Origin of the sequence: Pauljensenia sp. 20925_1_25 (assembly GCF_041433955.1) — a bacterium.
Classification (GTDB): Bacteria; Actinomycetota; Actinomycetes; order Actinomycetales; family Actinomycetaceae; genus Pauljensenia.
The window spans coordinates 58,455-74,787 of sequence record NZ_JAPWCL010000006.1 but is presented as its reverse complement, the minus strand read 5'-3'; the positions used below and the strand labels follow the sequence as shown (position 1 = coordinate 74,787).

The window sequence follows — 16,333 nt, the reverse complement described above, 5'->3', positions numbered from 1 at the left end:
GTGATTCCTTCCATCACTCCCGGACGCGGCGGGGAGCCTGTGCGTAAGCCTCGCACCCGCCGCGTCCCCGAGCGTCTGTGGTCGCCCGAGTCCGGGGAGCGCGCTCCCTGGGATACGTGGCGCGGCCTGGACGCGGCCCAACAGCCCTCGTACGCGGATGCCGAGTCCGTGTCCGAGGTGACGGCTCAGCTGCGCCGTCAGCCGCCCCTCGTGTTTGCGGGCGAGGTCGATGACCTGCGCACGTGGATGGGTGCGGCGTCCCGCGGCGAGGCCTTTGTGCTGATGGGCGGAGACTGTGCCGAAACCTTTGCGGAGGCGACCGCCGATCACGTGCGTTTGAAGATCCAGACGCTGCTGCAGATGGCTGTCGTCCTGACGTACGGCGCGTCGCTGCCGGTCATCAAGGTCGGTCGTATCGCGGGGCAGTACGCCAAGCCTCGTTCCTCCGACCTGGAGACGCGCGACGGCGTGACGCTGCCGAGCTATCGCGGCGACGCGGTCAACTCGTTCGAGTTCACTCCCGAGGCGCGCGAGCCCGACCCGCAGCGCCTCCTGTCCCTGTATAACCATGCGGCCTCGACGCTGAACCTGATCCGCGCCTTCACGAAGGGCGGCTATGCGGATCTGCGGCAGGTACACCGTTGGAATCAGGGCTTCATGTCGAATCCGGCGTATGCGCGCTACGAGTCGCTGGCCGCCGACATTCACCGCGCGATCAAGTTCATGGGAGCAGCGGGCGTTGATTTTGAGACGCTGCGCGACGTGGACCTGTATTCCTCGCATGAGGCTCTGCTCCTGGAGTATGAGTCGGCGATGACGCGCATTGATTCGCGTACGGGCGAGCCCTACAACACGTCTGCCCACTTCCTGTGGGTGGGGGAGCGGACGCGCGAGGAGGAGGGAGCTCATATCGAGCTGCTGTCGCGCGTGCGTAACCCGATTGGGGTCAAGCTTGGTCCGTCCACGACACGCGATCAGATGCTCTCGCTCATCGACCGCCTCAACCCGGATGGCGAGGAGGGACGCCTGTCCTTCATCACGCGCATGGGTGCGCGACGCATCCGTGAGGTGCTGCCTCCGCTGCTTGAGGCGGCGCGCGAGGATGGCCGACCGATCACGTGGATGACGGATCCGATGCACGGCAACACGATCACGTCGTCGACCGGATATAAGACGCGTCGTTTTGAGACGGTCATGGACGAGGTCCGTGGCTTCTTCGAGGCGCACGAGGCAGCGGGCACTGTGCCGGGCGGCCTGCATGTCGAGCTCACCGGTGACGACGTCACCGAGGTGATTGGCGGCTCCGAGCATATCGACGACGAGTCGCTGCGTGATCGTTACGAGACGCTTGTCGATCCTCGTTTGAATCATCAGCAGAGCTTGGAGATGGCATTCCAGGTCGCTCAGTATCTGGCGAAGGGTTCCTCCCACGAGGAGTGAGCTATCGCGGAGAGAGGATCCCCGGCCTCGTTCATTCATTCATGTGGACGAGGCCGGGGATCTTTCTGTGCTCGAGGCACCCCCGCGTGCGGTGAGATCGGCGAGCGGCGGATAGTCGCCGCGCCGTGGCGTCACACGACGGAGATCGTCACGGTCGACCCCTTCTTGACTTTGCTGCCGCCGGCGGGGTCGGACGAGCGCACGGTGTTGAAGAAGCCTCCGAGGATCAGGTCTTCCTGGACGGTGAATCCGGCTCCTTCGAGCTTGTCGTGTGCTTCCTGACGCTGAAGGCCGACGACGTCGGGAACGGTGACCATCTCGGGTCCCTTGGATACGGTGTAGGAGACGGAGTCGCCACGGTACACGGTGGAACCCTCGCGGGTCTGCTGGGAGATCACCTGTCCCTCGGGGACTGTGTCGGAGTAGGCCTCGGTGGGTGAGGCAACGAGGCCGAGGGCCTCGATCGAACTCTTGGCGGCGGAAGCACCCTTGCCGGTCAGCGTGGGCACGGTCCGGGGTTCGCGGCCCTTGGAGAGGACGACGTCGACCGTGGAGTCGTGGGCCAGGGAGGTGCCCGCTGCGACGGACTGGGAGATGACCTGACCTGGGGGAACTTCTTCGGAGTAGGCATCTGTGACAGCGCCCAAGGCCAATCCGGCGTCTGCCAGGGTACGCGAGGCCTCGTCCTGTCCCTTTCCGACGACGTTTGGAACGTCCTTCATGTCGATGCCCTTGGAGACGTACAGCTGGACGTTCGTGCTCTTATGCACGGAGCTGCCGCCGTCCGGGTCGGAGTGGGTGACAATGCCGGATTGGACGTCGTCAGAGAACTCCTCTTCAACGGAAGAAGCCAGTCCGATGGCACCCAGGTCTGCCTGCACGTCTGCCAGGTCCCGTCCCGTTGTGGTGGGCATCGTCAGGTAAGAACCGGGACCATACTCGGTCCACCACCAGCTCCCGCCGAAGCTGGCGGCGACGATGAGCAGAAAGGCGATGACAGCCAGGAGTATCGCTCGCGTGGACATCTTCGCAGGAAGTTCGCCCGCGGAAGGGGTCTCGGTCGGGGTGGAGGCGTGCACGGTGGTGACGGCGGTCGCGGTGGGGAGAGCAGTCGCGGTGGTGACGGCGGGCGCGGGCATCGCTTGCGTGAGCTGGGTGGGCATGACCTCCGTGTTCAAGGCGGTTGTCTCGGAACCGCTTTGGCTGTCCTCGTGTGCTACCTCGGCGCGGCGGTTGGCGATGTCGGAGGGGATGGACGCTGCGGCCCGCGCCACCAGGTCGAGGGCGTCGGACGCGTCGGCGCATCGGTTCGCGGGGTTACGCGCGGTGAGCGCGGCGACGAGGTCGTCGATCTCGCGGGGAATCCACGGAAGGGTGGCCGAGGGACTCGGAACGTCGTCCGAGACGTGGTGAGAGGCGATCTGTAGGGGTGATTCGTCAGCCCACGGCACGGCACCGGTGAGCATCTCGTAGAGCATGATGCCGACGGAGTACAGGTCGGAGCGTGCGTTAGCTTCGGTGGTCAGAGCGATCTCGGGCGCAATGTAGGCGACTGTTCCCAGCATGTTGCCCGTGGCGGACGTCGACCCCTCCGAGACCGCGCGAGCCAGGCCGAAGTCGGCGACCTTCGCGGGACCATCGGTGGGAACAAGAATGTTCTCGGGCTTGATGTCGCGGTGAATGACACCCATGCGGTGGGCTGCGCGCAGAGCCTCGAGGATGTCGGTCGTGTAGCGCAGTGCCTGCGGAATCGTGAACGCGCCCTGGGCATTCAGGAGTGCGCGCAGGTTGGTCCCATCGATGAGCTCCATGACGAGGAAGCCCTGGCCCGAGACGACTCCCTGGTCGAAGACGGAGACGACGCCCGGGTGGACAATGCGGGCGGCGGCGCGCGCCTCTCGGTGGAAGCGCTCGACGAAGGCATCGGATTCAGCGAGGTGGGGGTGCATGACCTTTAGGGCCACGGGTCGCTCCAGGCGTTCGTCCTGGGCGACGTATACGGTCGCCATGCCGCCGCGCGCCAGTCTGCGCGTGACCCGGTATCGCTGATCAATCAGGCGGCCGATCAGTGGGTCGGTTTGGTCGTATGTCTTCTCGTCGCTCACTTTGTTGATTCTATGGGAGTTTTCGGCAAATCATTGGAAGTGTAGATACCGGTGCGGCGCAGCGATGCGGTAGTGTTGCGGTCATGACCAGTGCTGATATGACCCTGTTATCCACCGACGAGGTGTGCCGTCTGCTCGGTATTGAGGAACGCCGCCTCAAACAGCTGATTCGTGACCGCGTCCTGATCGAGGCGCGCTCTGCGTCAGGCGAACGCGGGGTACCCCGCGACATCATCGTGAAGGGCGAAAACGGCTGGGAACCGCTGCCCGTCCTGCAGGGGACGCTGACCCTCCTGGCCGATGACGGCTTCACTCCCGAGGAATCCCTGGCCTGGTTGTACGCCGTGCAGGACGAGCTGGGTGAACGCCCCATCGACGCGCTCACCTCGGGTCGTCACCACCGCGTCAATCGCATCGCCTCGGCCTTGGCATTCTGATGTCCTCGCCCCCGGTGTCTAGGCGCGCCGGGCGGTGAGGATGTCACAGAGTTCACGCAGCATGGCGGATGCTTCGTCGCCGAAGGCTGACGCGTCAAGTGCGCGGTGGCCTTGTGCGACGAGGTTCGCAATTTCAGCCTCGTGCGCGCTGCGTCCGTTGCGCTCGATGATCTGTGTCGCGACCGCGATTTCGTCGGCCGAAGCCTCTGCAACCCCGAGTACGTTCGCAAGAGCTGTGCGCTCGGCGGGGGAGGAGGCCGCCCAGGTCAGGGCAAGCAAGACGGTTCGCTTGCCCTCGCGCAGGTCGTCCCCGGCTGGCTTGCCGGTGACTGTTGGGTCTCCGAAGACGCCGAGGTCGTCGTCGCGCAGCTGGAAGGCCAGCCCCCAAGGCGTCAGGATTGCATCGAGGGTGTCGGTCATGTCGTCGATGATGTGTGTCGAGTTGGCTCCGCAGATCGCGCCGAGCTGGGCGGGACGAACGACGGAATAGTGCGCGGACTTGTGCAGGGCGACATCGAGGGAATCGGCTGCGCTCAGCGCGTCGGCGCGCCGGGGATCCAGCGGACTCTGTTCGGCCATGATATCGAGGTACTGGCCCAGTGCAACCTCAGCGTGCATGTCGGCGAAGCTGCGGGCGAAAGCGCGTGCATTCGCCTCGGGCAGGTCCAACGCCTGTTCGTCGGCCTCGGCGCTCGCTGCCGAGAAGAGGAAGTCTCCCACGAGAATCGCGGCGTTGCGGCCAAAGGTCCCTGACGACCCGATCCATCCCGCGCCCCGGTGGAGGTCTGCGAGGCGGCGGTGAGGCGTCGGTGCACCGCGCCGCTCATCCGCATGATCGATGATGTCGTCGTGGACGAGGGCGCTGGCCTGGTAGAGCTCAAGTGCGGCTGCCAGGTGGGGCAGGCGCGCCTCCGACAGGGGCCTGCCCGAACTCAGTGACCAGCCGACGTGGGCCATGAGAGCGCGGAAGCGTTTGCCTCCTTCCGCCGAGGAAACTACGGCCTCGGAGAATGCGGACGAGCGCGGTGTCGCGCCCGCGCGGGCAAGGAGGCGTGCCAGGGCGGTCGCGGTCGCCTCGTCGATGTGGGGACGTAGCACGGAGAAACTCTCGCTCAGACTCATGTGGTCACTGTAACTGACGGGCGAGGGTATGCGCGGGCCTTAGGCAGGGAAGCGTCACACCTACCGTCAGGAAAACTATCGAGTAACGCACTAAACTGGTGATGGTATGCCGATTTGCAATCGGCGCTGTTTTGCATACCCATCAATGAAAGGGACCCGTGTGAGTGCATCGCGCGCTTCGGCAAAGGACTCCGCGACGACTGAGGACGCCCCGGAGGTGAAAGCCCTCGCGCAGAAGACGACGCGCACCAGGAAGGCCGCGTCGACTGCGAAGGCTGAGGCAGCCTCGGGCACCGAGGAGAAGAAGCCTGCCGCCAAGAAGTCCGCCGCGAAGAAGGCTCCCGCGAAGAAGGCTGCTCCCAAGAAGACCACGAAGCGGGCGGCGGAGGGTGCCGAGGAGAAGAAGCCCGCCGCCAAGAAACCTCGCGGCCGCAAGAAGAAGGATGCGGAGGTTATCGAGGAGGTGACGCCGGATCTCGAGGTCGCGGAAGAAGAAGACTTTGATCCCACGGGTGAAGACCTTGAGGATCCGGACCTGGAGACCGATACCGACGACGAGGATGTGACCGAGGGCGAAGAGGAGCCTGAGGAAGAAGAGACGAAGGCAGCCGAGGGTGCCGCGCTGCGCGAACGCACGAACGCCGGCATTCACGTCAAGGGTGGATTCGTCGTCTCCGACTCTGACGAGACCGACGAGCCCGTCCAGCAGGTGACGGTCGCTGGCGCGACCGCCGACCCTGTGAAGGACTACCTCAAGCAGATCGGCAAGGTCTCCCTGTTGAACGCCGAGCAGGAAGTCGACCTGGCCCGCCGTATCGAGGCTGGCCTGTACGCCGAGTACAAGCTGAAGAACCAGGCCGACGAGATGACCAGCCGTGAGCGTCGCGAGCTGCACTTCTTGGCCCAGGATGGTCAGCAGGCGAAGAACCACCTGCTCGAGGCCAACCTGCGTCTGGTCGTGTCGCTGGCTAAGCGCTACACCGGTCGCGGCATGCAGTTCCTGGACCTCATTCAGGAGGGTAACCTCGGTCTTATTCGCGCGGTCGAAAAGTTTGACTACACGAAGGGGTACAAGTTCTCGACCTACGCCACGTGGTGGATCCGTCAGGCGATCACCCGAGCGATGGCTGACCAGGCTCGCACGATCCGCATCCCCGTGCACATGGTCGAGGTCATTAACAAGCTTGCCCGTGTCCAGCGCCAGATGCTGCAGGACCTGGGTCGTGAACCCACCCCCGAGGAACTGGCGAAGGAACTCGACATGACTGCCGAGAAGGTCGTCGAGGTCCAGAAGTATGGCCGCGAACCCATCTCGCTGCACACTCCGCTGGGTGAGGACGGCGATTCGGAGTTCGGTGATCTCATTGAGGACTCCGAGGCTATCGTGCCTGCCGACGCCGTATCCTTCACTCTGCTCCAGGAACAGCTCCACCACGTCCTCGACACGCTGTCGGAGCGTGAGGCCGGTGTCGTCTCCATGCGTTTCGGCCTGGGTGATGGCCAGCCTAAGACGCTCGATGAGATCGGCAAGGTTTACGGCGTCACGCGTGAGCGCATCCGCCAGATTGAATCCAAGACGATGTCGAAGCTGCGTCACCCCTCGCGTTCGCAGGTTCTGCGCGACTACCTCGACTGACGTACACCGTACGTACATGGGGGCCAGGAACATACGTTCCTGGCCCCCATGACAACATCGTCACAATGCGATCAGCTTCGGGTGGCCTCGTCGCACTGAATGGGGTTGGTAGGGCAGGATGAAGACATGCTTGAGGGTACGCTGATTCTTGTTGTGACTGTCATTCTGGTTATCGTCGTCGCGGCCGGTGTTGTGGCCGTCCTCGCGCTGTCGCGACGCAGTGCCGACGACTGGAAGGGTGTTATCAAGCGTGAGCGCGAGGAAATCACGCAGGATGTGCGCACGCATTCCTTACCTAAGCGTGCCTCGTCGTCTTCCGATGGGCCTGTCGTTCCGCGTACGGCGTCACTGGATGCTCTTTTGAGCACTGCTGACTCTTCTAGCGCGTACTTCGATGCTGATCGGCTGCCCGGCGTTGATCGCCTCGAAAATGTCACCGGGCGTGTCAGTGGTCGGTTCGACCGCAACGGCAAGGAAAACAAGCGCGGTGGCGGCTCGCGAGGCAAGGCGCAGGGTCAGTAACGCACCCGGCGAGACTCACGCTTTCATCCGGATGCGTCCATGGGGGATAATGGCCCCATGGACGCATTTGTTTCATTCCTTCAAACGCCGTGGGCAGTCGTCGTCGGCCTGGTGCTCGCCGTGCTGGTCGGCCTGGTCATCCGCCTGGTCGTCAGCTCGCGTCAGCGCCCGTCCGAGGACGTTTCGGTCCCGGCCCAGCCCCAGGTGCCCGCCACCGGTGAGAGCCCAACGCCGACGCAAGCCGATGAGGAAAGCCCAGAGCGGCCTCGCGCCGGCCCCGAGGCATCGGAAGAGTCCGCCGCCCCGGCTGAAGCGGAGATCACCGCCGAGCCGGCCGTCGAACGGCCCGAACCCGTGCGTGGGCGCATGGAGCGCCTGCGCGAACGTCTCGCTTCCTCCGGCGCACTTGGCCGCGCGATCCTCGGAGTTCTCAGTCGAGGCCAGCTCAGTGCCGCAGACTGGGAAGAAATCGAGGAGTCCCTGCTCATCGCGGACCTCGGCTTGGAGGCGACCGATTCCCTCATGGAGGCGCTCAAGCGCCGTGTCGCCGTCGAGTCCACGACTGACGAGGCTCGCATCCGTGAGATCTTGCGCGAGGAACTCCTGGCCCTCGTCGGCCCCGACATGGACCGCTCTCTTGATCTGACCCGCCCGGAGGCGGACGGAACGTCCAAGCCAGCCGTCGTCCTCATGGTTGGTGTGAACGGCACCGGCAAGACGACGACCGTCGGTAAGCTTGCGCGCATCCTCGTCGCGGAAGACAAGTCCGTCCTCCTGGGCGCTGCCGATACCTTCCGCGCCGCCGCCGCCGACCAGCTCGCCACGTGGGGTGAGCGCGTGGGCGTCGACGTTGTGCGAAGCGACCGAGAAGGTGCCGACCCGGCATCCGTTGCCTTCGAGACTGTGCGCGAGGGCATTGCACGCGACGTCGACGTCGTCCTCGTCGACACGGCGGGCCGTCTGCAGAACAAGTCCACACTCATGGATGAGCTTGGCAAGATCAAGCGCGTCATGGAAAAGCAGGCCCCCGTCTCCGAGGTCCTCCTGGTCCTGGACGCCACCACCGGTCAGAACGGTATGAAGCAGGCGGAGGTGTTCGCGCAAGCGACCGGAGTGACCGGCATTGTGCTGACCAAGCTTGACGGATCCGCGAAGGGCGGCATCGTTGTCTCGGTCCAGCGGGCCCTGGGCGTTCCCGTGAAGTTCGTCGGCCTCGGCGAAGGTGCGGACGATCTGGCACCCTTCGACCCGCAGGGTTTCGTCGACGCGATCGTGGGCCGCGCCTAAGCACCCACTTGCCACGCCACTATCCTCGGCCCTGGTCACACGACCGGGGCCGAGGTGCGCTAACCTGACCTAGTACTGTAGCCATCTTGGGAGAACACACGTGTTTGGAAACCTGTCAGATCGCCTGACCCAATCCTTCCGCACCCTGCGCAGTCGCGGGGTCCTGACCGAGTCCGACGTCGATCAGGCGATTTCCGATATCCGCCGCGCCCTCATCGAGGCGGATGTCGCCCTTCCCGTCGTCCGTCAGTTCACCTCCCAGGTTCGCGAGAAGGCCTACGGTGCGGCCCGCTCCAAGGCTCTCAACCCCGGCCAGCAGGTCGTCTCCATCGTCCACGACGAACTCGTTGAGATCCTGGGCGGTGCCACCCGCGAACTGACTTTCGCGGAGTCCGGTCCCACCGTCTTTATGCTCGCCGGCCTTCAGGGTGCCGGTAAGACCACCCTGGCCGGAAAGCTCGGCAAGTGGCTGCGTGAGGAAGGCAAGACCGTCCTCCTCGTGGCGTCCGACCTCCAGCGCCCTAACGCCGTCCAACAGCTTCAGGTCGTCGGCGAGCGCGCCGGCGTCAAGGTGTGGGCTCCCGAACCCGGCAACGGTGTGGGCAACCCCGTCGAGGTCGCACGCAGCGGTGTTGAGTTCGCCCGCCAGAGCGGCATCAACGTCGTCATCGTCGATACCGCCGGTCGCCTCGGCGTCGACCAGGAGATGATGGACCAGGCGATCGCGATTCGCGACGCCGTCAACCCGCACGAGATCATGTTCGTCCTGGACGCCATGGTTGGTCAGGACGCGGTGTCCACGTCGACGGCATTCCGCGATGGCGTCGGATTTACCGGCGTGGTCCTGTCCAAGCTGGACGGCGACGCGCGAGGCGGTGCCGCCCTGTCTGTGCGCGGCGTGACCGGCGCTCCGATTCTCTTCGCTTCCACGGGCGAGGGACTCGATGACTTCGAGCGCTTCCACCCGGATCGTATGGCCGGGCGCATCCTCGACATGGGTGACATCCTCACCCTCATCGAGCAGGCCGAGAAGAAGATGGACGCTGAGGAGGCCGAAAAGGTCGCCTCCAAGGCCCTGGCCGGCCAACTGACCCTCGCCGACTTCCTCACCCAGCTTCAGCAGATTAAGAAGCTGGGGTCCATGAAGAAGATGCTCGGCATGATCCCGGGTGCTGCCCAGCTGCGCGAGCAGATCGACAACTTCGACGAGCGCGAGGTCGACCGCGTCGAGGCTATCGTCCGTTCGATGACGCCCGCCGAGCGTGAGGATGTCTCGATCCTCAACGGCTCGCGCCGCGCGCGTATCGCCCGCGGTTCGGGCACGACGGTGAAAGAGGTTAACCAGCTTGTCCAGCGCTTTGAGGCTGCCCGCGAAATGATGGGCCAAATGGGCCAGATGGGTGGGGGAGTGCCCGGCATGGGTGCCCTGCCGGGACGCGGCGGCAAGGCCAAGCAGAAGGTGAATGCCCGTAAGGCACAGGCCCAGCGCGCTCGCGTGAAGAAGAAGGCTCGCTCCGGTAATCCCGCGAAGCGCCGCCAGCAGGAACTTGAGGCCATGCTGCCCCCATCGGAGCGCAGCGCCCCCCAGGGATCCTCCTTTGGTGGTGCCGCTCAGGCACCCGCCGCGCGTCCGACGATTGACGATCTGCCGGACGACGTCAAGCGTATGCTCGGACAGCTCTGAGCCGTGCTCGTCACCGGCGTCGGCCTGTGGGCTGAGGATGCGCTCGCTCGCCCGCGGTGGGTGAGCGGTACGTGGTCTGTGTCCGACGGACTTATTCGTCGCGTCGGTGACGAATTGGCGAATCGCGCCGAGCGCTGCGGCTTTATCGTGCCGGGCATGGTGGACGCGCACTGCCACATTGGTTATTCCTCGTCCGGCCCGGTGTCGCCCGAGGAGATGATCCGGCAGTCGGCGCTCACGCTTGCCAGTGGCGTGACGCTCGTGCGTGATTGTGGCGTGCCCGTCGATAACTCGTGCGTGAACGACCTTGTTGGTCCGCGCCTGATCCGCTGCGGCCGCCACGTTGCGCGGCCCAAGCGCTACATGCGTGACCTGCCGCTGGATGTCGAGGATCAGCGTGAGCTGCCCCGCGTCCTGGCCAACATGGCGGGGCGCTGCGACGGCTGGGTCAAGATCGTCGGTGACTGGATCGACCGCAGCGGCGGCGCGGACGCTGACCTCATGCTGCTGTGGGATCCCTCCGTCCTGCGCGAGGCGGTCGCCGCCGTGCACGAGGCCGGGGCACGCATCGCTGTCCACGCTTTCTCTCACCGCGTCATTGATTCGCTCATTGAAGCGGGTGTCGATGACATTGAGCATGGCAGCGGCATCGACGCGGACCAGGCCAGTGAGATCGCAGCGCGCGGCATCGCCGTAACGCCGACCCTGCGCCAGGTTGAGCTTTTCGCGGACTTCGCCGCGCAGGCGGGGACTAAGTACCCCGTCTACGCGGCCACCATGCAGCGCATGTATGACACGCGTGTCGAACACTTCCAGATGCTTCTGGACGCAGGCATCCTCCTCCTGCAGGGAACCGATGCTGGTGGATACCAGGAGCACGGTTCCATCGCGGGCGAGCTTGACCTGTGGTCGCGCTGGGGTGCCTCGTCCCAGGCCGTCATCGACGCGTCCACCTGGGTCAGTCTCCGATACCTGGGCCGCCCCGGCCTCGTCGAAGGATCGGACGCTGATCTGCTGATACTTGACGATGATCCGCGCGCCGACCCGCTCGCCCTCGCGAGGCCGACCTCCGTATATATCGGGGGAGAGTGTGCGTGGGAGCGTCCCTAGACACTCCACGTATGTGTAGTGATGGATCTAACCGCGCTGCAGTGTCAAGCATGGCGTTCCCCTGTGGGATTCAGGCTCGAATTATGGCATAATCGCTAGCTGTACCCGGCGGAACGTAGACCCTCTCACTGCGTGTCGTCGTGTCCCGGTCCGATGCGACCCCTGTGTTTCCCACCTCGGGACGCAAAGGTCCACACCAATTCTGAAATGGAGAGACCACTCAAGTGGCAGTTCGAATTCGCCTGAAGCGCATGGGCAAGATCCATGCCGCCCAGTACCGCGTTGTCGTCGTCGATTCCCGCAAGAAGCGTGACGGCCGCGTCATCGAAGAGGTCGGCTACTACGATCCTCAGCCGAACCCGTCGATCATCCGCATCGACTCTGAGCGTGCCCAGTACTGGCTCGGTGTTGGCGCTCAGCCCTCCGACCAGGTCCGCAACCTGCTGGTCCTGACCGGTGACATTGCTAAGCACAACGGCAAGGCCGACGCGGTTTCCCGCGTCATCGTCTCCGAGGCCGACAAGGCCGCCCAGGCCGAGCAGGCCATCAAGGACGCCGAGGCTGCGGCCGAGAAGTCCAAGGCTGCTGCCTCCGCCAAGAAGGCCGAGGAAGAAGCTGCTGCTGCCGCGGCTGCCGCCGAGGCCGAGCAGGCTTCTGACGAAGCCGCTGGAGAGGATGCCTGAGCATGCTCGCCGACGCGCTGGAGCACCTGGTCAGCGGCATCGTTGACCACCCCGAAGATGTCGAGGTGACCCCTCGCTCGATGCGACGCGGTCAGCTCCTTGAGGTTCGCGTGAACCCCGAGGACCTGGGACGAGTCATCGGTCGTGGCGGTCGGACGGCTCGCGCTCTGCGCACCGTCATGGGTGCGCTGTCTACGCGCGGCACCGTCCGAGTCGACGTTGTTGACACGGATCGCGAGTAAGACTCGCACACGTCACGAAGGGGTCCGGCACCGCCGGACCCCTTCGTTGTATCCTTCGGACAGATTCCCGTTCATGATGAGGAGAACCCATGCAGCTCACAGCCGCTATCGTCGGCCCCGCTCACGGCCTGCGCGGTGAGGTCATTCTCGACGTTCGCAGTGACGATCCGGAGGTGTTGACACCGGGCGCGCGCCTGGACGTCGCGGGACGCGGCACTGCGGTGACGGTCCGATCCATCCGCGTCCATAAGGACCGTGTCCTGGCCTCCTTCGAGGAGTGCGTGTCGCGCGAGGAGGCCGAAGCGCTGCGCGGCGCTCGACTGCTTGTGGAGGAGCACGAGGAAGAGGACGCCTGGTATCCGCATCAGCTCAAGGGTCTTGCGGCCCGCACGCGAAGTGGCGAGGTACTCGGTACCGTCAGCGGTTTGACCCCCGGTGCCGCCCAGGACCTGCTGCTCGTCAAGACTCAGGCAGGTACCGTCATGGTTCCCTTCGTCACTCAGCTCGTCCCCACCGTTGACGTGGAGGGCGGTTTCGTCGTCATCGACGCACCCCCAGGCCTGTTCGACGATCAGGCCGTTTCTGAGCGGGACGGCGAGTAGCGTGCGTTTCGACCTTATTTCGATCTTTCCCGATTATTTCGCGCCCCTGACGCTCTCCCTCATGGGCAAGGCAGAGGATGCTGGCCTCGTCTCGGTTGAAGCCCATGACCTGCGCGAGTGGGCCACCGGCAAGCACCGCAGCGTCGACGACACTCCCTACGGTGGCGGCGCCGGCATGGTCATGCGCGCAGACGTGTGGGCGCGCGCCCTCGATGAGGTGCTCGCCATCCCGCTGCGCACCGGTGACGAGGATGGGACCCCGGCCTCGTCGCGGCGTATCCTCGCGATCCCGACACCGTCGGGTACCCCGCTGACCCAGCCCCTTGTTGAAGACCTGGCGTGCGCCGATCAGATTATCGTCGCGTGTGGGCGTTACGAGGGGATCGATGCGCGCGTGGCCCAGCACTACCGGGGAGCGGGCGTCGAGGTGTTGGAGTTCTCCATCGGTGACTACGTCCTCAACGGTGGCGAGGTCGCGGCGATGGTGCTCACCGAGGCAGTCGCGCGCCTCCTGGACGGCTTCATGGGCAATCCCGACTCGCTCGTCGAGGAGTCGCACTCGGGCGCGGGTCTCCTCGAATATCCTGTTTTCACTAAACCCCGTGAGTTTCGTTCTTTGGAGATTCCAGAGGTTCTGCTGGGAGGCAACCACGCGGCCATCGAGCGCTGGCGACGCGACCGTGCGATCGAAAAGACCGCTGCGGTGCGTCCCGACATTGCCCTGTCGTTGCGCGCCGACTCGCTTGGCCGTGAGGACCGCGCGGCTTTGGCCGCCTGCGGTGTCGCGTACCCGCGTGAGGGGGCGGCTCGCCCCGTCGACATTCGTAGCGCCGAGGCCGGGGATGCGCACGCGCTCAGTGCCCTGGCCGCGCGTACCTTCCCCGAGGCGTGCCCTCCCGATCTACCCCGCGAGGCCATTGACGCGTTCATTGCGGCCGAGTTAAGCCCCGACATGTTCGAGGCCGTGGCCAGTCAGCCAGGGCGGTACCGAATACTGGTCGCCGAAGTTGATGGTGCCCTCGTCGGATACACGCTGACGGTCGTCGGCAAGGGAGCGATCCCCGACGAATGCGTGCGCCCCGGAAAGGTTGAAGCCGACGCTGCGTACCTGTCCAAGTGCTACGTCGACGCGCCGTGGAGGGGCAGTGGCATCGCCGATACGCTCGTCGAGCGTGCGCTCGCCGATGCGGCGCAGTGCGGGCACACGTCCGTGGCTCTGGGCACCAACCGCGCCAACAAGCATGCGCAGGCCTTCTACAAACGCCATGGGTTCCGTCGTCGTTCCACCCGCACCTTCGATGTTGGCGGCGTCCTTAACCACGACGTTGTGATGGTGCGTCATCTCACGGGCGCTGACGGCAGGCAACTCGCCTAAACGTGCCCGATGTATGGGATACTAGCCAGGATTGTGCGTGGTTCATCCTGCCGCAGGGGGACACCGAGGCGCACAATCAGACGAACGAATGAGCGGGCACAGACCCGCCCAACCAGGCGCCCCCGACCTGCGGCAGAGGCGTCAAGGAGAAAAAATGCAGAAGCTGGACGCTGTTGACGCGCCTTCGCTGCGCGATGATATCCCGCCGTTCCGCGCGGGCGACACCCTCAAGGTGCACGTCAAGGTTATCGAAGGCAACCGCTCCCGTATCCAGGTCTTCCAGGGCGTTGTGATCGCTCGCCGCGGTCACGGCGTGTCCTCCACGTTCACGATCCGCAAGGTTTCCTTCGGCGTGGGCGTTGAGCGTACCTTCCCGGTTCACGCCCCCACGATCGACCACATCGAGGTCGTCACCAAGGGCGACGTGCGCCGCGCCAAGCTCTACTACCTGCGTGAGCGTCACGGCAAGGCTGCGAAGATCAAGGAGCACCGCTCCGGCAAGGCCGAGTGAGGCTAGCCGGGCCACGTGCCTTGGCATTTTTCACGGAAAGGCCCGACACCGCGCGCTGGTGTCGGGCCTCGCCGTATTCTTGGATGGTCCACGAGGAATAAAGGAGAATGCATGATCTCGACTGCAAGCCCTGAACTCGGACCGGCTCACGCGCCGTCGCTCCGGGATCGCGAGCGCGCGGAAGCACGGGCACGGCGTAACCCCTTGGTGTGGTTGCGCGAGATCATCGTTATCATCGTCGTTGCACTCCTCATCTCCTCACTGCTGCGTGCCTTCATCATCCAGGTCTTCTGGATCCCGTCTCCCTCGATGCGTAACACGCTGGTGGAGGACGACCGTATCGCGGTCTCCCGTGTCGATGCGCTTCGATCAAACATTCACCGTGGTGATGTCGTCGTCTTCGACGATACGCTCGGGTGGCTTGGACCTACGGAGATCACGTCTCCCTCCGCGATCCGCAAGATCGGAGAGTTCACAGGCTTCGTCCCTGCCGGTGGCGAGCAGACCCTCGTGAAGCGTGTTATCGGTGTCGGTGGCGATCACGTGACGTGTCAGAGCACCACAGGCAAGGTCAGCGTCAACGGTGTTGAGATCGACGAACCCTACATCGCGAACGGGCAGGTGCCCTGCGGTGAGCGTACGTTCGATATCACCGTTCCCGAGGGACATCTGTGGGTCATGGGAGATAACCGTTCCAACTCCGCCGACTCGCGCTATCACATGGGTGAGGGCCAGTCTCCCTACGTCCCTGTCTCCTCGGTCGTTGGTACGGTTCAGGCCGTCATTTGGCCGACCTCTCACTGGAGTACGGATGTGGGCCGCCCCGAAACCTTCGCATCCGTCCCCAAGTCCTCATGAGCACAGCCTCGCGTGACCTCGAGATGTCCCTCGCGACGCGCTGGGGGATCGTCGCCGGCATGGACGAGGTCGGTCGCGGTGCTCTCGCCGGCCCTGTCGCCGTCGGCGTCGCCCTCATCGGGGCGGACGCTCCGCCCGTCCCCGCCGGACTCACCGACTCCAAGGCGCTCACCCCGCGCCGTCGCGACGCTCTCATCGAGCCTATTCAGTCCTGGGTCAAAGACTGTGCCGTCGGATACGCCTCACCTCAGGAGATCGACCGGTGGGGGATCATTGTCGCGCTGCGCCTGGCTGGGCGTCGTGCCCTCGCCGAGGTCGCGAGCCGAGGCCTCGTCCCCGGCGGCGTCCTCTTGGACGGCTCCCATGACTGGCTGTCCGAACCCGACGACCTGTTCGGGGGCATCGACGGACCCGAGGATCCTTTCGGCGTCGCCCTTCCCGTTCGTATGCAGGTCAAAGCCGACCTATCCTGCGCGGTCGTGGCCGCCGCGTCCGTCCTGGCCAAGGTCGCGCGCGACCGCCTCATGACAGAGACCGAGGATCCCGGATACGGCTGGGCCTCGAATAAGGGATACGGCTCTGCCGCGCATGCGCGCGCTATCGCTGAGCTGGGTGTGAGCGTTTTTCATCGGCGTTCATGGAAGATGCCGACGAAGCCCACAAAGTAGGGCGCGCCGGGGTGGCAGGGTGACCCATGTGGTCTTCCCCGGCATGATGGG

Annotated in this window: 16 protein-coding genes; 14 read left to right on the top strand and 2 right to left on the bottom strand. The window is 64.9% G+C overall.

Annotated features, from left to right (window positions below; genetic code table 11):
- Entirely contained in the window at nucleotides 1-1,440 is a 1,440-nt protein-coding gene (locus O3932_RS04305; protein WP_371536475.1) for a class II 3-deoxy-7-phosphoheptulonate synthase, read from the top strand.
- 131 nt (nucleotides 1,441-1,571) lie between these two features.
- Here O3932_RS04305 and pknB read toward each other — a convergent pair whose 3' ends face one another.
- Nucleotides 1,572-3,545, bottom strand: a complete 1,974-nt coding sequence (pknB, locus tag O3932_RS04300) for a Stk1 family PASTA domain-containing Ser/Thr kinase (RefSeq protein WP_371536473.1) — start codon at nucleotides 3,543-3,545, stop codon at nucleotides 1,572-1,574.
- An 83-nt stretch (nucleotides 3,546-3,628) separates the two neighbouring features.
- Between pknB and O3932_RS04295 the strand changes: the two genes are divergently transcribed.
- A complete protein-coding gene (locus tag O3932_RS04295; RefSeq protein ID WP_299241571.1) occupies nucleotides 3,629-3,982 on the top strand; it encodes an Rv2175c family DNA-binding protein in 354 nt (117 codons plus the stop codon).
- 18 nt (nucleotides 3,983-4,000) lie between these two features.
- On the opposite strand, the gene O3932_RS04290 is transcribed toward O3932_RS04295, so the two are convergent.
- Nucleotides 4,001-5,104: a polyprenyl synthetase family protein gene (locus tag O3932_RS04290; RefSeq protein WP_371536470.1), complete on the bottom strand. Its 1,104-nt coding sequence runs from the start codon at nucleotides 5,102-5,104 to the stop codon at nucleotides 4,001-4,003.
- Nucleotides 5,105-5,249: 145 nt separating this feature from the next.
- Here O3932_RS04290 and O3932_RS04285 point away from each other — a divergent pair, with 145 nt between their 5' ends.
- From O3932_RS04285 to O3932_RS04230, 12 genes are all read left to right on the top strand, one after another.
- Nucleotides 5,250-6,740: an RNA polymerase sigma factor gene (locus O3932_RS04285; RefSeq protein WP_371536467.1), complete on the top strand. Its 1,491-nt coding sequence runs from the start codon at nucleotides 5,250-5,252 to the stop codon at nucleotides 6,738-6,740.
- A 126-nt stretch (nucleotides 6,741-6,866) separates the two neighbouring features.
- Nucleotides 6,867-7,262, top strand: a complete 396-nt coding sequence (locus O3932_RS04280) for an ABC transporter (protein ID WP_314736070.1) — start codon at nucleotides 6,867-6,869, stop codon at nucleotides 7,260-7,262.
- 57 nt (nucleotides 7,263-7,319) lie between these two features.
- Complete coding sequence (ftsY, locus tag O3932_RS04275; RefSeq protein WP_314736069.1) at nucleotides 7,320-8,549, top strand: signal recognition particle-docking protein FtsY; 1,230 nt, start codon at nucleotides 7,320-7,322, stop codon at nucleotides 8,547-8,549.
- A gap of 100 nt (nucleotides 8,550-8,649) precedes the next feature.
- Nucleotides 8,650-10,233 (top strand): signal recognition particle protein, encoded by a 1,584-nt coding sequence (gene ffh / locus O3932_RS04270; RefSeq protein WP_299241583.1) that lies wholly within the window; start codon nucleotides 8,650-8,652, stop codon nucleotides 10,231-10,233.
- A 3-nt stretch (nucleotides 10,234-10,236) separates the two neighbouring features.
- Nucleotides 10,237-11,343, top strand: a complete 1,107-nt coding sequence (locus O3932_RS04265) for an amidohydrolase family protein (RefSeq protein ID WP_299241586.1) — start codon at nucleotides 10,237-10,239, stop codon at nucleotides 11,341-11,343.
- Between the two features lie 224 nt (nucleotides 11,344-11,567).
- Complete coding sequence (gene rpsP, locus O3932_RS04260) at nucleotides 11,568-12,026, top strand: 30S ribosomal protein S16 (protein WP_009648590.1); 459 nt, start codon at nucleotides 11,568-11,570, stop codon at nucleotides 12,024-12,026.
- A gap of 2 nt (nucleotides 12,027-12,028) precedes the next feature.
- The gene (locus O3932_RS04255; protein WP_003792828.1) at nucleotides 12,029-12,268 is read left to right on the top strand and encodes an RNA-binding protein; all 240 of its coding nucleotides are present in this window, start codon (nucleotides 12,029-12,031) and stop codon (nucleotides 12,266-12,268) included.
- 89 nt (nucleotides 12,269-12,357) lie between these two features.
- A complete protein-coding gene (rimM, locus tag O3932_RS04250; RefSeq protein ID WP_371536462.1) occupies nucleotides 12,358-12,870 on the top strand; it encodes a ribosome maturation factor RimM in 513 nt (170 codons plus the stop codon).
- Nucleotide 12,871: 1 nt separating this feature from the next.
- Entirely contained in the window at nucleotides 12,872-14,245 is a 1,374-nt protein-coding gene (trmD, locus tag O3932_RS04245) for a tRNA (guanosine(37)-N1)-methyltransferase TrmD (protein WP_371536459.1), read from the top strand.
- Between the two features lie 154 nt (nucleotides 14,246-14,399).
- On the top strand, nucleotides 14,400-14,756 hold the full coding sequence (gene rplS, locus O3932_RS04240; protein ID WP_009648633.1) for a 50S ribosomal protein L19: 357 nt from the start codon (nucleotides 14,400-14,402) through the stop codon (nucleotides 14,754-14,756).
- A 111-nt stretch (nucleotides 14,757-14,867) separates the two neighbouring features.
- Nucleotides 14,868-15,614, top strand: coding sequence for a signal peptidase I (lepB, locus tag O3932_RS04235; RefSeq protein WP_371536456.1), 747 nt, complete (start codon nucleotides 14,868-14,870; stop codon nucleotides 15,612-15,614).
- Nucleotides 15,611-16,282 (top strand): ribonuclease HII, encoded by a 672-nt coding sequence (locus O3932_RS04230; RefSeq protein WP_371536453.1) that lies wholly within the window; start codon nucleotides 15,611-15,613, stop codon nucleotides 16,280-16,282. Before lepB ends, O3932_RS04230 begins: the two co-directional genes overlap by 4 nt.
- Nucleotides 16,283-16,333: the final 51 nt, after the last annotated feature.